The organism is Acinetobacter sp. UBA6571 (assembly GCF_002434085.1).
In the GTDB taxonomy this organism is placed as follows: Bacteria; Pseudomonadota; Gammaproteobacteria; order Pseudomonadales; family Moraxellaceae; genus Acinetobacter; species Acinetobacter radioresistens.
In genome coordinates, this window is sequence record NZ_DJJJ01000035.1 from 121,059 (window position 1) to 143,566 (window position 22,508).

Sequence of the window (22,508 nt, forward strand, 5' to 3'; positions counted from 1 at the left end):
TAATTGATGGTCAGTATAGCCGTTAGATAAACGGATTGTTAGATTAGATATTGTATCCGTGCAAAATTATACGCTGACTATTAGTTCGTTATTTTTTTTGGGGATAAAAAAATAATAGGAAAGCATTGTGCTCAGGTTATATCGTAAACCAAATAAAGGATTAGTCGGAATAGATGTAAGTTCTACTTCGGTTAAATTGTTAGAGCTCTCTGTAAAAGGTGGCAGATACTGGGTTGAAAGTTACGGGCTTTATCCGCTTTCCGATGGAAGTGTCGTTGAAAAAAATATTCTGAATCCTGAAGCGGTTGCCGATGCTTTAGAGCGCGTAATTGACATCGCTAACCCTCAGGCGGCTAATGCGGCTTTTGCAGTACCTACTTCGGCGGTGATCAATAAAGTCATCGAAATGGATGCAGACATGAACGATGATGAACGCGAAGTTCAGATCCGTATGGATGCAGAGCAATATATTCCTTTTCCTTTAGATGAAGTCAGTCTTGATTTCGAAGTGTTGCCAGATATATTGGCAAATCCTGATCGAGTAAATGTACTGCTGGTGGCAACCCGTACTGAAAATGTAGATGCACGTGTCGAAGTGCTAGAAATGGCAGGTCTGTCCGCGAAAATTGCTGATGTAGAAAGTTATGCGCTAGAACGTGCGTTTAAAGTATTCGCTGATACATTGCCTATAGGGGTGAATACCGTAGGTATTCTAGATATCGGCCACACCATGACAACTTTGTCTGTCATGCAGCATGGCAAGATTATCTATACTCGCGAGCAGGTTTTTGGTGGCAAGCAGCTGACTCAAGACATCCAGAATCGTTATGGCCTTTCCTATGAAGAAGCTGGCCGGGCCAAAAAAGAGCGTAATTTGCCAGATGATTATGATATTGAAATACTCGAGCCTTTCTTAGAGGCCTTAGTGCAACAGGCTGCTCGTTCTTTACAGTTTTTTTTCTCGTCTTCACAGTTTAATGAGATTGATCATATTTTATTGGCGGGTGGAAATGCCAACATACCGGGACTGGCCAAACTACTCCAACAAAAGCTGGGCTACCGGGTAACAATTGCCAATCCATTTTTACAGATGGGCTTTGCGCCGCAGGTTGATGTACAAAAAGTTGAAAAAGATGCATCTTCACTCATGGTGGCTTGTGGTTTGGCGCTGAGGAGTTTTGATTAATGACAACAATTAACCTGCTCCCTTGGCGTGATGAGCTAAGGGAACAACGGAAAAAGCAATTTATTATTATTTGTATTGGGGTGGCATTACTAGGTTTAGCCGGAGTGGTACTGACCTGGATGTACTATGACCGCAAGCTGGATGATCAGGAACAAGCTAATCAACTGATTATCAGTACTAACCAGAACCTGGATATACAGCTTAAATCTCTAGATGGCCTGCAAGAACAGCGTGATGCCATTATTGAGCGCATGAACCTGATTCAGGGCTTACAGGGTAAACGTCCGGTTACTGTTCGTTTGGTGGATGAGCTGGCACGTGTAATCCCAGCCAATATGTATCTGACCAAATTTGCACGGACTGGTGATAAATTTACTCTCGAAGGGAAGGCAGAAAGCCCGAACACTGTAGCTGAGCTTTTGCGTGGACTAGAAGCTTCACCTTGGTATCGTAATGCCTTTATGAACTCATTCCTTGCCGCGGAAGAAAAGAAAGAGCAGACCCCAACTTCGCTGATACCCCGACCAGAAGAAAACTATGGCAGTTTTGTTGTAACTGTGGACGCAGGTGAGATTGCTGCTGATAGTCCGCCATCGGCTGATCCCAATGCACCAACCAATACAGCAGCAACGGGTCCTGCAGCGGGAGCAGCACAATGAGTCGTGAAGAATTTGATGATTTAAACCAGGAAGATGTTAAACCTGCTAAAAGAAAAATGACGCTAGAAGCCTTCCTGCAACAGTTTAATACGCTGGATACACATAATTACGGCAGCTGGCCTTTTTCAGTCAAACTGACCTGCTGGATATTTCTGTTCCTGCTGGTTTGTGCAATTGGCTATTTCTTAGCAATTCGCCCCAAACTTGAAGCTATTTCTAATGCGCAGGCACAAGAACAGAATTTGTTAAACGAGTTTCGTGAAAAGGACTCCAAACTGCGTAACTTGCAGCAATACCAGGCACAACTACAGGAAATGGAAGCGAATTTTAATGAGCAACTGGAACAGTTGCCTAAAGAAACCGAGATTCCTGGACTGGTTGAAGATATTAACGTTGCAGGAGTAAGTTCTGGCCTGAAATTTAAAAATATTCGTCTGGAAAGTGAAATTCGGCAGGAGTTCTTTATTGAACAGCCAATTGATATTCAGGCAACAGGTGATTATCATGCCTTTGGTTCTTTTGTGAGCACTATTGCGGCGCTTCCACGAATTGTAACCCTGCATGACTTTGAAATTACCAGTACACAGGCGCAGAACTCAGACATTCCAGAAGTAAATTATGCGGTGAAAGCTAAAACATACCGATATGTCGGTAATAATGAGCAGCCAAATACTACGAATACCCCAGCAGGAGGGCAGCCACAATGACTTGGAATAAGATCATTTTAGGCCTGTGCTGCGGCATGATTCTGGTAGGCTGTGATTCACGTATAGATGCAGTAAATGAAGAGATGGCAGTCATTCGTAACCAGCCACCTCTACCGATTGAACCGGCACCAGTGTTCAGTCCTGTACCTACATTTGCTTATGCAGCACATCAGTTCAGAAGTCCATTTTTACCTAGCTCGCTTGCAGCTGAGTTAAAAGTTATGGCCGGAAAGCGGGTTTATCCGAATTTTTCACGCCAACCCCAACCTCTTGAGAGCTATGCCCTTGAATCTTTAAATATGAAAGGCAGTATGCGTAATTCAAGAGGGCAGATTATTGCACTAATCCAGACGCCCGATGGCCAGATTGAACAAGTGCAGCGCGGGAACTATATGGGTATGCATCATGGGCGTATTGTTCAGATTACACCTACCCAGATTGACCTGGTTGAGATCATCCCGGATGGGCGAGAAGGCTATGTGGAACGTCCCCGCAGTCTAGTACTGATTGGGCCACAGCCTTAAGGATGAAAGGAATAAAAATGAAAAAGAGTTTTCAAGAATTTTTGATGGGGGATGGCAACAGCATGATTCATTTATATCGTCAATTTGCGATGGGAGCAGTTGCTGCAGCAATGATGCAGGTAGCAAGTGCAGCGGTCAATATTACCAATATTGTACCTATGCAGATTCCGGGACAAGGGACAGAAATTCGAGTCATGTTTAATGGATTGCCACCCCAGCCCCAGGCTTATCAGCTTGAACAGCCTTCGCGACTGATCTTAGACTTTGATCAGGCCAAGCAAAATCTTAAACAGCCTAGTATTCCGGTTGCTACCAATGAAGCAAGCGCAATTCATGTGGCCTCTGATGAACAACGTTCCCGAATTATTGTAAGTTTAAAAGATGCAGGTGCCTTTACTACCCGTGTAGAAGGTAATACTTTTATTTTAAAGATTAATCCGGTAACAGGCGCGCCTACAGTATTGCCACAGCCAGTTGCTGTAGCACAGCAGCCTGCTCAGGGTATCTCGAACATTGGTTTCCAGCGTGGAAGTCAGGGCGAGGGACAGGTTTTAATTGATTTTCTGAACCCGAATACTCCTGCTGATGTACAGCAGCAGGGAAGTAAAGTCATAGTTAGGATGCTGGGAAATAAAATCCCTTCCCATCTAATCCGCCGCTTGAATATGAATGATTTTGCCACGCCGGTCTCGACTGTTGATGCCTATAATGAAGGCGGTAATGGTATTATTACTATTCAATCAACTGGCAGTTATGAATATATGGCGTACCAGACTGAGAACCGCTTAACAGTCAGTTTAAAGCGCCCGGAAGAAAAGAGTACGGTCAAAACCCGTTCTGCACCTAATTATAGTGGTAAAAAGGTTTCACTCGACTTTCAGGATATTGAAGTTCGTCGGGTATTACAGTTGTTAGCAGATTTCACTGGTATCAACCTGGTTGCAGCCGACTCTGTTCAGGGAAATATTACGTTGCGCCTGAAAGATGTACCATGGGACCAGGCTTTAGACATTATTTTAAAAACCAAAAACCTAGATAAACGTCGTAATGGTGATATAATCTGGATTGCTCCGGTTGCAGAGCTGATTAAAGCAGAAGAGGAAGAGGCTAAGGCGATTGCGCAAAGTACCAGACTTATGCCTTTACAAACTGAATATATCCAGCTGAATTATGCAAAAGCTGTCGATATCGAAAAACTGATTACCCAAGGCAGAAATAGTGGTAATGGTAGTGCTAACGGTGCTTCAAACAATACGGAAGCACTGGGTGATAGCGTAGGGAGCCTGCTGAGTCCAAGAGGAACCATTTCAATAGACCCACGTACTAATACCTTAATCATTAATGATACTGCTCAGAAACTTGACCAGATCCGCCGTATGATTGATCTTCTGGATGTAGCGGTAAAACAGGTGATGGTTGAAGCCCGTATTGTCAGGGCTAGTACTGACTTCACCAAAGAAATGGGCGTGAAGTGGGGAATTCTTTCACAGGGTATTACCCGTAATAACAGCCTGCTAGTCGGCGGCAGTGAAACTACCTTATGGAATCTGCGTGATCCTGATGACGATGGTAAATACACCATAGAGCGTCCACAAAACTTGAATGTGGATTTAGGCGTTACAGCATCGGGTGCAAGCCGTATTGCCTTCGGTTTAATTAGTCTTTCTGATTTTATGCTGGATCTCGAATTGTCAGCCTTGCAGGCTGATGGTTATGGTGAAGTCATTTCTACGCCGAAAGTACTAACAGCTGACAAACAGCAGGCCCGAGTTGCTTCTGGTACCCAAATTCCCTACCAGTCTTCAGAGGGCGGTGGCGCCAATGCAGTCTCTACCACTGAATTTGTGGATGCCACTTTAAGTCTGAATGTAACACCAAGTATTACCCCTGATGGTAAAATCCAGATGTTGCTGAACATTACCAGCGATACTCCGGGGAACCCGACACCAACCGGACAGATTGCGATTAACAAGAATGAAATTAATACTAATGTGCTGGTTAACAATGGTGAAACTGTAGTCCTTGGCGGTATTTTTGAACAGGAAACTAGGAATACGCAAACGAAAGTACCTGTTCTCGGAGACCTGCCGGGTGTAGGCCGTTTATTCCGCCGTGATGCTAAAAGTGATAACAAGCGTGAGTTACTGATTTTTGTTACACCACGAATTGTTAATGACAGTGCGACTGGAAATCATTAATATATTTTTAATTCAAGTAATTCAATAGGTGACTCCTTGCCAAGCAAAGAGTTTGACACCCTGCCAAATATCTATTTGGTAGGGCCGATGGGAGCTGGAAAAACCACTGTGGGGCGACATCTGGCAGAGTTACTGGGCCGGGAATTTCTGGACAGTGATCATGAACTGGAGCGTAAAACAGGAGCAAATATCCCCTGGATTTTTGAAAAAGAGGGAGAAGCTGGTTTTCGGAGTCGGGAGACCGCCGTTATTGACCAGCTAACACTTCGGCAAAAGCTGGTGCTAGCTACAGGTGGTGGGGCTGTAACGCAGGCGCCTAATCGTGAATTCCTCAAGCAGCGCGGCATCGTAGTATATCTCTATACACCAGTAGAAATTCAGCTTCAACGTACCTATCGTGATAAAAACCGGCCATTATTACAAGTAGAAAACCCGGAACAGAAGCTTCGAGACCTGTTGGCTGCCCGTGACCCGCTCTACCGGGAAGTGGCACATTATATTATCGAGACCAATCAAGGGGCAGCACGAGATCTAGCCCAAAAAATCTTGAAGATTATTAGCTCTGAAGAGTTACACTCCGCACCATGATTACGGGTTCCAGACTGTATGCAAACCTTATATGTTGAATTAGGCGATCGCCGTTATCCTATTTTTATTGGTAGTGATCTGAGTCCTCAGACTTTGCTTGAACCTTATATTCTGGGCAAGCAGGTTATGATTGTAACCAATACTACCCTCGAAAAACTTTACTTGAACCATTATGTAAGTGCGGTTAAATCTCTGGATAAAGTAGTCGCTACGTGTGTATTGCCCGACGGTGAACAGTATAAAAATATCCAGCATCTTAATTTGATTTTCGATGCACTTCTGCAAGCTGGCTTTAACCGGGACTGTACCGTTCTGGCGCTTGGAGGTGGTGTAATTGGAGATATGGCCGGATTTGCATCTGCCAGCTTTCAGCGTGGAGTTTATTTTATTCAGGTGCCAACGACCTTGCTTTCGCAAGTGGATTCCAGTGTCGGGGGGAAAACAGGAATTAATCACCCGCTGGGTAAAAATATGATTGGTGCTTTCCAGCAGCCACAGGTAGTTATGGCAGACATGTCACAGTTAAAGACTTTACCTGACCGTGAGTTATCGGCTGGTCTTGCTGAAGTAATCAAATATGCCTTACTGGGAGACCGTGATTTTCTGGAATGGCTAGAGCAGCATATGGATCAGCTGGTTGCTCGTGATCCTGAGCTTCTGGCCGAAGCAGTGTATCGCTCCTGTGCGCATAAAGCCCGTATTGTGGCGCGTGATGAAAAAGAGCAAGGCGATCGTGCGTTATTAAATCTTGGCCATACTTTTGGTCATGCGATTGAATCTTATCTGGGCTATGGAGTGTGGTTGCATGGAGAGGCAGTTGCCACCGGTATGGTCATGGCAGCAGATTTGTCTCAACGTATGGGCTGGATTTCAGCAGACGACTTGCAACGTACAAAAAATATTATTCAACGTGCAAATTTACCGATAGTATGTCCGCACATTCCGCTTGAGCAGTTTCTGGAATATATGGCACATGATAAAAAAGTTCTGAATGGACAACTGCGTCTGGTCCTCCTGAAACAGTTGGGACAAGCTATAATTACCAGAGAATTTGACTTAAAGCTGATGAAGCAGGCAATTCTTGCAAATCAACAAGGAGCATAGGCAAAATATGGCAGCAGTTCGTATGCAACGGGACAATATTCAGCGGTATATCTGGCTGATGAGCGGATTGCTGTGCCTGTTACTTGCTTTTATCTTTTGGCTGATGACAGATAAAGAGCAATTGGTCGAAGTGAAAAAAACGCCTGAGAGTGAAGCCCAAACTCAGATCCAGCCTGAGAAGGTTGGTTCAATGACCCATCTTGGTGCATTACTGGAAGAAGTTCGGCCACTTGAACTGACTACTCGAATAGTGGCTTCAGGCATTCATGAGCCTGAGTTTCGTGGTACTAAATTTATGCTGGAGAATAAGAAACTCTGGACCAACGAACTATTTCGCTCTTCTGAAGAAGATATTATTAAAAGCTTTCTGAAGAAACAGCCTCAACGTAATAATTTTATTTATTTCCGACTCAGTGGCGAAGAACAGACAGAACAGTATGTGCTGGCTTATGGCAAGTATAAGACAGCTCAGGAAGCTGAGCAGGCATTGGATCAATTAAATCTTGTACTTCCACCTTCGCTTAAGCCACATACACAAAAGTTTGAAGATTATGCAGCTTTTGTAAATGATTTAGGTTCAGAAGAGATGAGCGGAAGTGCAAAAGTACGTGAAATTGTCTTGAAACCGGCTGCCTTACCTAAAATTGATGAGAGCTTACTTAGCCGACCAAACCCGGCAGCTACTACAGCGCAAACCAATAATGCGCCTTCTACTGTAAAAACGACAATTACCCGAAGAGATCAAGAGGGTAATGTAGTTGATGTACAGCGTTCACAATCTAATATTCCTGTTTCGCAGCCATCACGTGCTGGTACCTCAGCTGATGCCTCTAGACCTGTTGAAAATGAAATTAGTGATCCTTTTAATTAATATTAAAATTCAGGACCTGTATAAAACTCTTCGCAATGATGCAAAATAGAGCATATTTTTTATATTTAAAATAATTTTGCACCATATTGGGTCGTAAATTGGTCTTAAAAATAAACTTACTATGCTTTTAAGTAGCTTAGATTTATGTTTTTTAAGTGATTAGTAATATTTTTAAAAGTTGGCATCTTTTTTGCTTTATTAAAAGGCTATTTGAATCTGATTTATCCGGTTGACACCAAAACTGCTCAGTTAAACTGCTAGATACTTCTCTTGCATGCTTTAAAAGAGTTCGTAAAAAGAAAAACAGGAGCCCTAACCATATACCTTCCTTACAGAGTAAGCGTATATTTAGGCCGGTGACTGAGCTTTTTACATCTGCTGCTGGTTAAGAGAGCAAATTGCAAATTATAGAGAGAAAAATTGTTTGATGCCCATTAGGGGCCATGTTAAGAAGGGTACGCTATGCACATGCCATCGCCTAATACTGTAGCTCCCGCTCAAGGTTTATATCAACCCGATGAGTTTAAAGATAACTGTGGTTTTGGCCTGATCGCCCACATGCAGGGTGAAGCCAGCCATCATTTGGTCGAGACTGCAATTCATAGTTTAAGTTGCATGACTCACCGTGGCGGTATTGCTGCAGATGGTAAAACCGGTGATGGTTGTGGCTTGTTACTGGCGATGCCTAAACAGTTTTTCCGTGAAGAAGCACAAAAACTTGGCGTCAACCTGACTGAAATATTTGCTGCCGGAACCGTATTTCTAAATACTGATCCAGCCTTAGCTCACCATGCTAAACAGATTTTAAATAAAGAAATAGAAGCAGAAGGCTTAAAAGTTGCAACTTGGCGCGTAGTCCCAACAAAAACTGAAGTGTTGGGTGAAATTGCTTTGCGTTCTCTACCTGCTTTTGAACAGATTTTAGTGAACTGCCCGATGGGAGTTACTGAAGTCGAGTTTAACCGCAAGCTTTTCTTGGCACGTCGTCGTGCCGAACAGCAGGTCAATGATCCACTGTTCTATGTTACCACGCTGGCTACTACTGTCATTAGCTATAAAGGTCTGATGATGCCAGAAGCGATTGCAGATTTTTATACGGATCTGGCCGATGAGCGCCTACATTCACATATCGTGGTGTTCCATCAGCGTTTCTCGACTAATACGCTGCCGCGTTGGCCACTGGCTCAACCATTCCGCTATCTGGCACATAATGGTGAAATTAATACCATTACAGCTAACCGTAACTGGGCAATGGCGCGCACACCAAAATTTGAAAATCCGCTATTACCCGGCTTGACTGAGATGACGCCAATTGTGAACCGTACCGGTTCAGATTCATCAAGTTTAGATAATATGCTAGAAATTCTGGTGGGTGGTGGTATGGATCTGTTCCGTGCTTTGCGTATGTTGGTTCCACCAGCATGGCAAAATGTGGAAACACTCGATGCAGACTTGCGCGCATTTTATGAATTTAATTCTAAGCATATGGAAGCTTGGGATGGTCCTGCAGGTCTGGTTATTCAGGATGGCCGCCATGCGATCTGTATGCTAGACCGTAACGGACTGCGTCCGGCTCGTTGGGTAATTACCAAAAATGGCTATATTACCTTGGCATCAGAAATTGGGGTGTGGGGTTATGAGCCAGAAGATGTAATTTCTAAAGGTCGTGTTGGTCCTGGACAGATCCTCGTGATCGATACCCTGACCGGTAAGTTGCTGGACACTCAGGATGTCAACAAGCACTTGAAAAATATGCGTCCTTATCGTGCCTGGTTGCGTGACCATGCTATCCGGTTGCAAGGCAGTCCGGAGCTTGAAGAGCACCTGTGTGAAAAAGGCCTGAAAAATGAGCAGTTAAAAGCTGCACAAAAAATGTTCATGGTCAGCTTTGAAGAGCGGGACCAGCTATTGCGTCCGATTGCTGAAAGTGGACAGGAAGCTGTCGGCTCAATGGGTGATGATACTCCTATGGCCGTCTTGTCACGCCAGGTTCGTCATGTATCTGATTATTTCCGTCAGCAGTTTGCGCAGGTGACCAATCCACCAATTGATCCTTTGCGTGAATCAATCGTGATGTCATTGGAAACCTGTCTGGGTCGTGAACAGAATGTATTTGAGCAGGGACCAGAACATGCAGACCGTCTGATTATTTCAAGTCCAGTATTGTCTAACTCAAAAATGCATCAGATCCGTACATTGGGTCGCACAGGTTATGAGATTGCCGAGATTGACCTGAACTATGTTGCAGAAGAAGGTTTACAGGCTGCAATCGCGCGGATCTGTGCCGAGTCTGCTCAGGCCATTCGTGATGGTAAAACTATTCTGGTCTTATCGGACAAAAAGATTCGTGAAGGCTATCTGCCGGCAAATGCGGTCATGGTAACAGGTGCTGTCCATCATTACCTGATTCAGGCTGGCTTGCGTACCGATGCCAATATTGTGGTCGAAAGCGGCTTTGCACGTGATCCACATCAATTTGCAGTACTGTTAGGTTTTGGTGCAACAGCTATTTACCCTTATCTTGCTTATGATGTCATCAATGATCTGATTGCCAAAGGCGAACTGCTGGGTGATCCGATTCATGCGCAAGCAAACTTCCGTAAAGGTATTGAAAAAGGCCTGCTGAAAGTCCTGTCAAAAATGGGCATTTCTACCGTTGCATCTTATCGTGGCGGTCAGCTGTTTGAAGCTGTGGGTTTATCAAGTGAAGTGGTAGATACTTGCTTCGTTGGTGTACCAAGCCGTATTCAGGGCGCTACTTTTGTTGACCTTGAAAATGATCAGAAGAAACTGGCTGACTTAGCCTGGAAAGCGCGTAAGCCGATTGATCAGGGTGGTATGCTAAAATTCGTATTCGGTAAGGAATATCATGCCTTTAATCCGGATGTGATTAATGCGTTGCATAAAGCTGTGCGCTCTGGCCAGTATCAGGACTTTAAAGAATATGCACAGCTGGTTAATCAGCGTCCAATTGCCACTATTCGTGATCTATTTAAGCTGAAAACAGATAATCCGATCGCATTGGATCAGGTTGAGTCTGTAGAGTCGATTCTTCCACGTTTTGATTCTGCGGGGATGTCATTGGGTGCGTTATCTCCAGAAGCGCATGAGGCAATTGCTGTAGCAATGAATACCATTGGTGGTCGTTCAAATTCTGGTGAAGGTGGTGAAGATCCGGCACGTTACGGTACCATTCGTAACTCAAAAATCAAGCAGATTGCTTCTGGACGTTTTGGTGTAACACCTGCTTATCTGACCTCGGCAGAAGTTTTGCAGATTAAGGTAGCTCAAGGGGCGAAACCGGGTGAAGGCGGACAGCTACCAGGTGGTAAGGTCAATAGTCTGATTGCACGCTTACGTTACTCGGTACCAGGCGTTACCCTGATTTCTCCTCCACCGCATCATGATATTTATTCAATTGAAGATTTGTCTCAGCTGATTTTTGATTTGAAACAGGTTAACCCACAGGCTATGGTTTCAGTCAAACTGGTGTCTGAGCCAGGGGTGGGAACTATTGCAGCGGGTGTAGCCAAAGCATATGCGGACTTTATTACCATCTCTGGTTATGATGGTGGTACAGCAGCCTCACCATTATCATCAATTCATCATGCTGGCTCTCCATGGGAGCTGGGACTGGCAGAAGCGCATCAGGCCCTGCGTGTAAATGATTTGCGTGGCAAGGTGCGGGTACAGACTGATGGCGGCCTGAAGACCGGTCTGGATGTTATTAAAGCTGCAATTCTGGGTGCGGAAAGTTTCGGTTTTGGTTCTACACCAATGATTGCATTAGGCTGTAAATATCTGCGGATCTGCCACTTGAATAACTGTGCAACCGGTGTTGCAACTCAGCAGGACCATCTGCGTCATGAGCACTACATTGGTGAGCCAGAAATGCTAATTAATTTCTTCCATTTTATTGCGGAAGAAACTCGTGAATGGCTGGCTGCGCTTGGGGTCGCTTCACTCAAAGATCTGATTGGCCGTGTAGACCTGCTTGAAGTATTGCCTGGTGAAACTGACAAACATGCCCATCTGGATTTAAGTGCATTACTGACTTCACATCCGGCAGCAGAAGGCAAGGCGCAGTACTGTGAGGTGCAGGGCAATGAGCCATTTGATAAAGGTCTGCTGGCTGAACGTATGGTTGAAGAGATGCTACCAGCAATTGAAGCAGGAACTATAGGGACCTTTAACTATAAAGTAGTGAACTGTGACCGTTCGATTGGAGCACGTATCTCTGGTGAGATTGCCCGTCGCTATGGAAACCTCAGTATGGAAGCCCATCCAGTAGTCATGAACCTGAATGGTACAGCAGGTCAGTCACTAGGGGTGTGGAATGCGGGTGGTCTGCATATTCGCCTTGAAGGTGATGCCAATGACTACGTTGGTAAAGGCATGGCGGGTGGCCGGATTTCGATCTTCCCGCCAAAAGGTTCTCCGTTCCAGACTCAGAATACCGCAATTATTGGTAACACCTGCCTATATGGTGCAACTGGTGGTAAACTGTTCGCGGCTGGTACAGCTGGCGAGCGTTTTGCGGTACGTAACTCTGGTGCCTTTGCAGTAATTGAAGGCGCAGGTGATCACTGCTGTGAATATATGACTGGTGGCGTGGTCACTGTCCTGGGTAAAGTTGGACATAACTTTGGCGCGGGCATGACCGGTGGTTTTGCTTATGTGCTTGACCTCGACAATGATTTTGTTGACCACTATAACCATGAGTTAATTGATCTAAACCGTATTTCGACTGAAGCGATGGAAGATCATAAAGAGTTTCTGCTGCGAATTATTGATGAGCACATTGCCGAGACAGGTAGTGCCTGGGCCTACAAGATCCGCAATGAGTTTGATTACTACAGCCGTAAATTCTGGCTGGTGAAACCAAAAGCGGCGAATCTGTTGACGTTGTTAAAAACGACTCAGGCTGATCCTCAATAATTCCACGACTGCAAATAAACAGGCAGGTACAGACTCCTGAACACGGAGCTGTGCCCACCTACGGAGAGAGACATGGCAGAACGCCTCAATAATGACTTTCAATTTCTGGATGTAGCACGTCAGGATCCAGAAAAAAAAGATATTGCTGTCCGCAAAGCAGAGTTTGTGGAGATTTATAAACCGTTTAGTCAGGATGTTGCATCTAACCAGACTCATCGCTGTTTAGGCTGTGGTAATCCATACTGTGAATGGAAGTGTCCGGTACATAACTATATTCCAAACTGGTTAAAACTGATCGCTGAAGGTCGCGTATTCCAGGCGGCGGAACTGTGCCATCAGACCAATACCCTGCCAGAAGTCTGTGGACGTGTTTGTCCGCAAGACCGTTTATGTGAAGGTGCATGTACCCTAAATGACGGATTTGGTGCTGTAACTATTGGTAATGCTGAAAAATATATTAATGATACCGCCTTTGCACTGGGCTGGCGTCCAGATATGTCTAATGTCCAGTGGACCAGCAAAAAAGTTGCTATTATCGGTGCTGGACCGGCGGGTCTTGGCTGTGCAGATATTCTGGTCCGTAATGGGGTAAAACCGGTAGTTTTTGATAAACGCCCGGAAATCGGTGGCCTGCTGACATTTGGTATTCCTGAATTTAAGATGGAAAAAGATGTCATGAAACGCCGCCGTGAAATCTTCACCGGTATGGGGATTGAATTCCGTCTGAACACTGAAATTGGTACAGATATCACGATCGATCAGCTACTGAATGACTTTGATGCAGTGTTCATGGGAATGGGGACTTATACCTACATGAAAGGTGGCTTTGCAGGTGAGGAATATGAAGGTGTATATGATGCTCTTGATTTCCTGATTGCCAATGTTAACCGTTGTCAGGGCTGGGAAAAAGATCCATCTGAATACATTAGTATGGAAGGAAAAAAGGTGATTGTCCTAGGTGGTGGTGATACTGCCATGGACTGTAACCGTACATCAATCCGGCAGGGCGCAGCAGAAGTAACCTGTGCTTATCGCCGTGATGAAGCCAACATGCCAGGTTCACGTCGTGAAGTACAAAATGCCCGTGAAGAAGGGGTGAACTTCCTGTTTAACCGCCAGCCTGTCGAGATTGTAGGTGAAAATGGTAAGGTGACAGGTGTTAAAGTGGTGACGACTCAACTGGGTGAACCTGATAGTCGCGGTCGTCGTAGCCCAGAGCCAATACCGGGTTCGGAAGAGATATTACCCGCAGATGCCGTGTTGCTTGCTTTTGGTTTCCGTGCTAGCCCTGCTGACTGGTTTAAGGATGTCAATATTGGACTGGATGGTTCAGGTCGTGTAGTTGCTCCAGAACTTCAAACATACAAATTCCAGACATCGAACCCGAAAATCTTTGCAGGTGGTGATATGGTTCGTGGCTCTGATCTGGTAGTCACTGCAATCTGGGAAGGCCGCCAAGCTGCTGAGGGTATTCTGGACTACCTGGACGTTTAAGTTATTATTTTAATGTATCACCTCGGGCCAGTCTTGGGGTGATTTTTATATGTCTGGTTTTTTGATTAATCGGAAAACTAGAAGAAATATTTATAATAAATCATATTATAAGTATTTGTATTTAAATAATTAAAATAAATATTTGGTCTTAAGGTAACTGTCTTAATAATTTTTCAAGCCCGCTATGTTATGAGTCATAGGTACTACATATTTTCATTATAAATATTCTTTTCAATGCATAAAAGGTCTTGTATGCCATCTATTTAATTTATCAATTTGATAGTTTTGGCTAACTAAAGCAAGCAGTTTAGCCATGTGCGTTATAGTTTTCTAAACTCATACTAATGGTATCTCCGTTAGGCAGCCATTGTGATGAATGATTTAATGACAGCAAATCCACTGTACCGGAATCGGCCAAAGGCAACAGGAATTACTGTACGTAAGTTAGACTTCAATCCAGAAAAAATTTCGCGTTATTATTTTGCTCGCTCACCTTTGATGTCACATTTTCTCACAGCGTTGTCTTCTACCTTTCCGGTAGGTGAACAGTTTTTTGTACATAGTGTCCGGAATGTACGGGATCAGATTACAGATCCGGTTTTACAAACACAGATTGCTGCTTTTATTGGACAGGAGGCTATGCACTCCAAGGCCCATACTGAATTTAATCAGGCTTGGCGTAAAGATGACTATCAGCTGGATAATTTTCAGGCATGGCTGGAACGCCAGAATAAACATGTGCGCAATTTACCGCCCAAGGTACAGCTCGCGATTACCAGTGCTTTTGAGCATTTTACAGCTTTACTTGGTGGATATATCCTCAAACATCCTGAGGTATTAAGTACACTGGATGAGGATGCCATGAAGCTTTGGGTATGGCATGCCATTGAAGAGATTGAACACCGCTCTGTTGCATTTGATGTTTATCAGCAGTTATATGCTGACCAGCGCTTGCGTCGTCGCGTGATGAAACGGGTAACTGGCGGGTTTTTTAGTCTCGCAGTCTACTCAACCGGACGTTTATTCATGCAGGATAAATGGAAAAGCCTCCCTCAAATTAAGGGTAATCTATTTGGTGCTTATCTGCTGGTTAAAATGCTGGTTCAGCTGTTTCCAGAATATTTGTCATATTATAAAAAAGACTTTCATCCTGAACAGAATGATTATTCTATTGAACTCGAATACTGGAAAAAGCATCTGGCACAAGATTATCAGATGACCGACTTTCAGTATTAACTCTCAGTTTAATATTGAAAGAATAGTAGGGTTTTATCTATCGTCTCTTATAAATTTTTACTAATAATTTTAATAAATTAAAGCTTTTTCAGGCTTTCCCAGCCTGTTCCTTCCTTGAGTTTCCTTGCTCATCTTTAAAATAAAGCAACACAAATAGCTTAAATTATATTTACAATGACTTTAAATGAACAAATACAAATAAATATTAGAGGATAGCTGCATGAAAATGCTGAGTAAAAGCCTAATCGCTCTCATTCTGGCCAGTACATTAAGCCTTTCAGGCTGTGGTTATAACACTTTACAGGTGAAAGATGAGGCAGTAACTGCTGCTTGGTCTGAAGTACAAAACCAGTACCAGCGCCGCGCTGATCTTGTACCGAATCTGGTCAATGTTGTTAAAGGCTATGCCAAACACGAAGAACAGGTACTCACTGAAGTAACTCAAGCGCGTGCCAATGTGGCCGGGCTAAAAGTAGATCGTGAAGTACTGGAAGATCCTGAATTATTTCAACGCTATCAGCAGGCGCAAAGCCAGTTGACCGGTGCGTTATCACGCCTGATTGCAGTTTCAGAAAATTACCCTGACCTGAAAGCAAATGAACAGTTTCGTGATTTACAGGTCCAGCTTGAAGGTACCGAGAACCGTATTGCTGTAGCACGTAACCGCTACATTAGCAGCGTGCAGGACTTTAACTCTTATGCCCGTCAGTTCCCGCAGGTTATGACAGCAAAAGTCATTGGTATGGAACCTAAACCAAACTTTACTGCTGAAGCTGGTGCACAAAAAGCTCCAACCGTATCTTTTGAATAAGCTTAAAAAGGGGGATGATAATGCAGAATAAATTTGCAGCTCAAGCGACCATCCCTTTTTGTATTATACGGCTGTGTTTGCTTAGTGTAGTCCTGCTAGGCGGTCAAGCAGTTTGGAGTGAACCTGTAGAAAATGACACAACTGAAGCTGTGGTGTTAGGTAAGGTTTTACAAAACCAGCAACAGGCCAGCCATACCGCGACAGACCCCGTATCTACGACTGCACGAACTAAAACACCTGAAGTTAATAATGATATGGCGGAAGGTGAGTCTATTCGTGGGTTACCGACTTTAAATCAACCAGTAGTAGATCAGGCGGGACTTCTTACTGCTGCTGAAAAGCAGGCAATTGACCAGAAAATTTTAAATCTTTATCAGCAGGGTAAGGCACAGGTTGGAATAATTATTGTACCCACTACAGGACAAGAAGATATTTTTGACTTTGCTATGCGTGCCGCAAACCAGTGGAAACTGGGTTCAGCCGAACAGGATAATGGACTGTTAATGGCTATCGCAGTAAATGACCATCGCATTCAAATTCTTTCAGGATATGGTCTTGAGGGCGTATTACCTGATATTGTGCTGAGTCGGATTATCCGTAATCAGATTACACCCTTTTTTAAACAGGGGCAGTATGTACAGGGAATTAATGCCGGTTTAAATGAGATTGAGCGTATTTTAAACCTTGATCCCGAAATTGCACAGCGGGCGGCCGAGCAGCTGAAATTACAACAAGAACAGGCACTGCATGAGCAGCAAGCCAAAGAGCGCACCTTTAACATGGGGCTGTTTATTTTAATTGCCGGTATTTTCGGCTCATTTATTGTCGGTAATCGTTTAAGTGCTTCCACTGCTGGTGTAGCTGCAGTTGCTGCAGGTCTGGTAAATGGTGCAGGTGTAGTTACCAGTTTATTACTGGGTTTTGGGATTTTCTTTTTACTGATTACTTCAATTGCCCAGACCATACTACATCTTTTTATTGCTTCACGTGGTGGAGGCGGTAGTGGCAGAGGCGGATTTGGTGGCGGTGGCTTTAGTGGTGGAGGCGGTGGCTTTGGCGGAGGAGGAGCATCAGGCTCATGGTAACTAAAACAGATACGACAGAGATTGTCACACAGCCAAAATTAGAAGAGAAAACTTCCCATAGTTTAAAGCGCTGGTTTAAACACTTCTTTTATATGCCAGCCAGCAAGCGGTATTTCAGTCGTGAAGACCAGAATGCGATTGCCCAAGCAGTACAACAAGCTGAACAGGGACATGTTGGTGAAATTCAGGTAGTGATTGAAGGTCATATTCCCTGTCAGCAGGCTTATAGTCAAGATACCTATTTGCGCGCCCGGCAGCTTTTTGCAGAGTTAGGCGTATGGGATACCGAATATAATAGTGGCGTTCTTTTATATCTGAACCTGTGTGAGCGTACTGTTGAGATTGTAATTGATCGTGGCATAAAACAGGCTACTGAGCAACATACCTGGAATGAAATCTGTCAGCAGATTACTGCCGGTTTAAAACAGCAGCAGTACCGTGAGGCAGTGGTAGAAGGTGTATCAAGTATTGGACAGGTTTTAAACAGTTTTTATGTGAACCAGGTCATTGATGATGATAATGAAATAGAAAACCGTCCTATTATATTAAATTAATGAGACGTATTTTTAGACTGATAGTGACATTTTTTGTCAATTTATGACAATTAAATTAGAGATAGATTAAAGTAAAAAATTTTATTTATATAAGTGACTGTTCTTGTAGCAAAAATAATTATAATATGCCTTGGCACAGTTAGTGCTATATATAAATTAGCTGTACAGCTATATAAAAAACACATGTGGTGGAGAATGTTATGAATACACAAAAAGGTTTTACCTTAATCGAACTCATGATCGTGGTTGCGATCATTGGTATTTTGGCAGCAATTGCGATTCCGCAATACCAGAATTATATTGCTAAATCTCAAGTAAGTCGTGCAGTTGCCGAGTTAGGAGCAATTAAAACAGCGTATGAAACTTGTTTAAATGATGGAAAAACAGCTGTGGGTGCTTGTAACCTAGGTTGGACAGGTTCTAATATTCTTAGTCTTACTGCTCCTGCTACTTCTACAGCAGGTACAGCTGTAACAGCGGCTGTGACAAATACTGCTGCTTTAAGCTCTACTGGTACAATTTCTGGTACATTTGCTGGTAGTGCTGCAGCAGCTCTGAAAGATACTACAGCTAAAACTGTTACATGGACACGTAGTGATTTAGGTACATGGACATGTACAACTACAGCAGATGCTAAATATCAACCAGCTGGTTGTACTACTGCCACCCCATAATGAATTGAATTAAAAAAAATAGCCTTGCAATAAGGCTATTTTTTTATAATATGAAAAAATAAAAATTTATATCTGACTCTGAATATAGTTCTCAATTCCCACACTTTGAATTAAATCCTGCTGGGTTTCTAACCAGTCCCAATACTCTTCTTCAGATTCTAGAATTTCTTGTACCATATCACGGGTTACATAATCCATAAGCTGTTCAGATAACAACACAGCTTTTTGTAAGGCTTCAATATTCTCTTTTACCTTACGCACATCACAAGAGAGAACCTCTTCAGTATGCTGGCCAATATACAGCTTGCCAAGGTGCTGCAAATTCGGCAGTCCTTCTAAAAATAAAATCCGTTCAATGACTTTATCGGCATGCTTCATCTGGTGAATAGACTCTTTGTACTCGGTTGAACCCAGCTTTTCAATCCCCCAATCATTGAACATACGGGAATGTAAAAAGTACTGGTTAATAGCGGTCAGTTGATGATAAAGCACTTGGTTGAGCTGATTGATTACATCACGATTGCCTTTCATTGTAAGTTCTCCATAAACAATTTCTGCCTTATGAAAGATATAAGGCAATCTATAGAGTTATCTTAGCGAACCCATCCATAAATGGCGAGTAATTTATAGAACAGCAAATGAAAATCGCAATCAGAAACACAGCAGCTTTTATGGTAGAGAATAAAAACCCGCTTGGAATCACAAGCGGGGAGGAGAAGATGATCGATTGATCATGAGAGAGTTCTTGCATACATCTTTTAATTCTCTTCACAAGAAACTTGAAGCTGAACCTTAATTTATGCAAGAAGAATCTTTATTGTCATTATATTTCGGGGCTTAAGCTGCTACAGAAATACGTGCTGCAATTTCGGACAGTTCATCACTAATAATACTACGTGCTTCTGGAGCACAGCGACCACAGCAAGTTCCTAGGTCAAGTAAATCACGAATTTCACGATAGCTTTCTGCACCATTGGCGACAGCATCTTTGATATCTTGATCAGTAATTCCACGGCACAGGCAAACGTACATATCGGCGCTAACCACAGTAATATAAACGGGATAAGTGATATTATTGATAATTATTATCGTTTGTCAATGGAATTCATTTAAAAAGGCTATTTTTTTAATTGGCTTTTTGAATAAAAAATATCACCTGAGCGGAAATCTGGGTATTACATAGATTACCGCACAAAGTGATTCATGATTTAGATTTGATTATTTAAGATTAAAGATCTGATAAATTTTATAAATTATTGATTAATAATAACGATACCGTCCATCTCAACCAGAGCTCCTTTAGGTAGGCTTGCTACACCTAAAGCAGCACGCGCCGGATAGGGCTGAGCAAAATATTCACCCATAATCTGGTTAACCAGCTGGAAATGGGAAAGATCAGTCAAATAAATATTGAGTTTGGCAATATCAGCCAATGTGCCGCCAGCAGCTTCACACACAGCTTTTAAATTATCAAAGACGCGGCGAACCTGTGCTTCGATGCCATCGACCAGCTCCATACTGTAAGGGTCTAAACCAATCTGACCAGACAGGTAAAGTGTTTCACCAACTAAAATAGCCTGAGAGTAGGTACCAATAGCAGCTGGAGCATTTTCAGTATGAATCACTTGGCGGGACATCGATTTCTCCTTGATTTTTAACCTGTCTGATCATAAACCATGCCAGGCAGTGACAAAAGTACTAATCGATATAACTGATCAACTTGATTTAACTGGCATTCTGGACCAAAGCAACTGGCATAGATAAACGGCTAATACGTGGAAAACCAAAATGCATGCGTAAATCGCGAATGATTTGGGCAATCTGACGACGGTTATTGACTACGATGTTGACATAAGTCCGGTCATCCTGCGAGTGAACCATTTCCACTCCGGTCTTGGCTTTACGACATTGATAGATCAAGTCAGAAATCTGCTCGTCATCCATTGCCATGTCGATACACAGATAAGCAGTGAAACTGACTTCTTCCTCACTTTCTGAATTCCAGTGTAGCGGCATAATCGTTTCTGGATGCAGATGCTGTTCATGCATTAAATTATTACAGCGGGCCCGATGTACAATTAAGCCACGGCGTGACAGATGGCCCTGAATCGGATCACCCAAGACCGGGTTGCAACAGTGCGCATATTTCACATCTACGCCATCTGTGCCCTGAATCAGGCGTTGTGAATTATATTCTTCATCAGCCTGTTCCTGAGCATAAAGATGATTAGCAACCAGTTGTGGTAGCAGATCGCCTACAGCGATTTGTTCAAACAGACTTTCTTTATGCTCAATGTGGCGCCATTGCAAAAGATCAACCCAATCAGCATCAGACAAATCTTTTATTGAGCGATTGAACATCTTCAATGCCCGATTCAAAGCTTGCTGACCTACTAAACGCTGCTCATCAATATCCTGATCTTTTAAAATATTCTGTAAGGCACGACGTGCTTTTTGTGTGTTGATAAAGCTGAGCCAGTCTGGATTTGGAGTTGCCAATACATCTGTAATAATCTCAACCACCTGTCCACTGACCAGAGGCGTAGAAAGCGGCCGTATTTCTCCATTGATTTTGGCACCAACGGCATGGTTACCTAAAAACAGGCTGGCTGCATAGGCAAAATCAACTACGGTAGCACCTTGAGGAAGTTCATGCAGATGACCGTGTGGGGTATAAACCCAGATTTTTTCCTGATGCAGATAATCCAGCAAATCATTAAAAGTGGTTTTGGCACATTCGCCATCAATCAGCGTATTCAGATTTTGCATAGAAGCCTGAATAGCCGAGCGGCAAGCTTGTGGTGCACTTTCACCTAATACTACGCCAAAGCGCGCGGCCTTACGCATCAGTTCAGTCTGAATGGTTAAAGACAAGGTAGTCTGTTCGCCCTTAAGTTTCATCAGAAGCGATTGATTACCACCGGGCAGGGGACGACGGATATGGTCTTCAAACTGTAAAACCTGAAAATTCTGCTCTAAAGCCTCAACCAGGCGATCACAGTCAGCAATACTTTGCAAAATAATCTCGAATGCATGGCTATGGGTTAGCTCTTGCAGATTCATCTCATTTTTAACAAAATGTCGTAATAGTTCAATATTGTTATCTTTCTTCTTAATTCGCCCTTCAAGATGATAAGCTTTTAACAGCTCTCCAAGCTTCTGTTCCCATATTGCCTGAAACTGGCAACGTTTTGGCTTGGTCTGTTTGAGTGCTTCCTGAACATTATCAAACATATCAAGGTCAAGATTCTGATAACACAAATGCTCGAGGTTATCAGCCATCTCGTTCATACCCACAATACGCGCCATAGGTACAAAAATATCAAAGGTTTCTTGGGCAATACGCGCACGCTTGTCAGGGCGTAAGGCATCCAGTGTAGTCATATTATGGTAGCGGTCAGCCAGTTTAATAATAATGACACGCGGATCTTGTAAAGTGGCCTGCAAAATTTTGCGGAAAGACGCAGCCTTATTATATTGTTTGTCACTGGAATGCGTTAGCTTGGTAACACCATCTACTAGCTCGGCAACTACAGGACCAAATTTTTCTTTAATATCTTCTTTCGAAAAATCGGTATCTTCTACCACGTCGTGCATCAAGGCAGCCATCAGTGTTTCACTGTCAAGACGCATATGCGCCAGAATACAGGTCACAGCAATCGGATGCAGTATATAGGGCTCGCCACTTTTACGGGTAATGCCGGTGTGTGCAAGATCAGCAAAATCACAGGCCGCAAGTACACGCTCGACGTCGTCTGGACTTAAATACGCATCGATAATCATTTTGAGCTGTAATCTGGCTTGGCTGACCTCTTCGCCTGGCATAAATCACCCTTTACTGATAGTTTTCAGTTAAATTTAACAATCTTCTAATGAAAA

At 43.4% G+C, this 22,508-nt stretch carries 19 protein-coding genes; 15 read left to right on the forward strand and 4 right to left on the reverse strand.

The features are described from left to right. Positions 1–127 precede the first annotated feature (127 nt). The 15 genes from B3X18_RS06870 (at position 128) to B3X18_RS06940 (ending at position 18,629) form a co-directional block, all read left to right on the forward strand. Positions 128–1,186, forward strand: coding sequence for a pilus assembly protein PilM (locus B3X18_RS06870; protein ID WP_005018042.1), 1,059 nt, complete (start codon positions 128–130; stop codon positions 1,184–1,186). Then, positions 1,186–1,845 carry a PilN domain-containing protein gene (locus B3X18_RS06875; protein WP_005018044.1) on the forward strand — a complete coding sequence of 220 codons (660 nt, stop codon included), beginning with the start codon at positions 1,186–1,188 and terminating at the stop codon, positions 1,843–1,845. Before B3X18_RS06870 ends, B3X18_RS06875 begins: the two co-directional genes overlap by 1 nt. Further along, positions 1,842–2,552 carry a type 4a pilus biogenesis protein PilO gene (locus B3X18_RS06880; protein WP_005018046.1) on the forward strand — a complete coding sequence of 237 codons (711 nt, stop codon included), beginning with the start codon at positions 1,842–1,844 and terminating at the stop codon, positions 2,550–2,552. The genes B3X18_RS06875 and B3X18_RS06880 overlap by 4 nt, the downstream gene beginning before the upstream one ends. Continuing rightward, complete coding sequence (locus B3X18_RS06885) at positions 2,549–3,076, forward strand: pilus assembly protein PilP (RefSeq protein WP_005018049.1); 528 nt, start codon at positions 2,549–2,551, stop codon at positions 3,074–3,076. Before B3X18_RS06880 ends, B3X18_RS06885 begins: the two co-directional genes overlap by 4 nt. Positions 3,077–3,093: 17 nt before the next feature. Beyond that, the gene (locus B3X18_RS06890; protein WP_005018050.1) at positions 3,094–5,274 is read left to right on the forward strand and encodes a type IV pilus secretin PilQ; all 2,181 of its coding nucleotides are present in this window, start codon (positions 3,094–3,096) and stop codon (positions 5,272–5,274) included. Between the two features lie 36 nt (positions 5,275–5,310). Then, positions 5,311–5,862, forward strand: coding sequence for a shikimate kinase AroK (aroK, locus tag B3X18_RS06895; protein WP_005018052.1), 552 nt, complete (start codon positions 5,311–5,313; stop codon positions 5,860–5,862). Between the two features lie 18 nt (positions 5,863–5,880). Next, complete coding sequence (aroB, locus tag B3X18_RS06900; protein ID WP_005018054.1) at positions 5,881–6,966, forward strand: 3-dehydroquinate synthase; 1,086 nt, start codon at positions 5,881–5,883, stop codon at positions 6,964–6,966. A gap of 7 nt (positions 6,967–6,973) precedes the next feature. Continuing rightward, positions 6,974–7,837 (forward strand): hypothetical protein, encoded by an 864-nt coding sequence (locus B3X18_RS06905; RefSeq protein ID WP_005018070.1) that lies wholly within the window; start codon positions 6,974–6,976, stop codon positions 7,835–7,837. 468 nt (positions 7,838–8,305) lie between these two features. Continuing rightward, positions 8,306–12,775 carry a glutamate synthase large subunit gene (gene gltB / locus B3X18_RS06910; protein ID WP_005407101.1) on the forward strand — a complete coding sequence of 1,490 codons (4,470 nt, stop codon included), beginning with the start codon at positions 8,306–8,308 and terminating at the stop codon, positions 12,773–12,775. A 72-nt stretch (positions 12,776–12,847) separates the two neighbouring features. Continuing rightward, positions 12,848–14,269: an FAD-dependent oxidoreductase gene (locus B3X18_RS06915; RefSeq protein WP_005018072.1), complete on the forward strand. Its 1,422-nt coding sequence runs from the start codon at positions 12,848–12,850 to the stop codon at positions 14,267–14,269. 372 nt (positions 14,270–14,641) lie between these two features. Next, positions 14,642–15,505 (forward strand): metal-dependent hydrolase, encoded by an 864-nt coding sequence (locus tag B3X18_RS06920; RefSeq protein WP_005405249.1) that lies wholly within the window; start codon positions 14,642–14,644, stop codon positions 15,503–15,505. A 220-nt stretch (positions 15,506–15,725) separates the two neighbouring features. Beyond that, on the forward strand, positions 15,726–16,316 hold the full coding sequence (locus B3X18_RS06925; protein ID WP_005018078.1) for a LemA family protein: 591 nt from the start codon (positions 15,726–15,728) through the stop codon (positions 16,314–16,316). A gap of 20 nt (positions 16,317–16,336) precedes the next feature. Next, positions 16,337–17,401 (forward strand): TPM domain-containing protein, encoded by a 1,065-nt coding sequence (locus B3X18_RS06930; RefSeq protein WP_034674928.1) that lies wholly within the window; start codon positions 16,337–16,339, stop codon positions 17,399–17,401. Continuing rightward, the gene (locus tag B3X18_RS06935) at positions 17,395–17,955 is read left to right on the forward strand and encodes a TPM domain-containing protein (protein ID WP_248114877.1); all 561 of its coding nucleotides are present in this window, start codon (positions 17,395–17,397) and stop codon (positions 17,953–17,955) included. Before B3X18_RS06930 ends, B3X18_RS06935 begins: the two co-directional genes overlap by 7 nt. Positions 17,956–18,155: 200 nt before the next feature. Then, positions 18,156–18,629 carry a pilin gene (locus tag B3X18_RS06940; protein WP_034674934.1) on the forward strand — a complete coding sequence of 158 codons (474 nt, stop codon included), beginning with the start codon at positions 18,156–18,158 and terminating at the stop codon, positions 18,627–18,629. A gap of 66 nt (positions 18,630–18,695) precedes the next feature. Here the strand turns inward: B3X18_RS06940 and bfr are convergent, their stop codons facing one another. From bfr to B3X18_RS06960, 4 genes are all read right to left on the reverse strand, one after another. Beyond that, positions 18,696–19,160 carry a heteropolymeric bacterioferritin subunit Bfr gene (bfr, locus tag B3X18_RS06945; RefSeq protein WP_034674938.1) on the reverse strand — a complete coding sequence of 155 codons (465 nt, stop codon included), beginning with the start codon at positions 19,158–19,160 and terminating at the stop codon, positions 18,696–18,698. 306 nt (positions 19,161–19,466) lie between these two features. Beyond that, entirely contained in the window at positions 19,467–19,661 is a 195-nt protein-coding gene (locus B3X18_RS06950; RefSeq protein WP_005018142.1) for a bacterioferritin-associated ferredoxin, read from the reverse strand. 221 nt (positions 19,662–19,882) lie between these two features. Beyond that, on the reverse strand, positions 19,883–20,266 hold the full coding sequence (locus B3X18_RS06955; protein ID WP_005024272.1) for a RidA family protein: 384 nt from the start codon (positions 20,264–20,266) through the stop codon (positions 19,883–19,885). Between the two features lie 88 nt (positions 20,267–20,354). Then, on the reverse strand, positions 20,355–22,454 hold the full coding sequence (locus B3X18_RS06960; RefSeq protein WP_119879649.1) for a RelA/SpoT family protein: 2,100 nt from the start codon (positions 22,452–22,454) through the stop codon (positions 20,355–20,357). Positions 22,455–22,508: the final 54 nt, after the last annotated feature.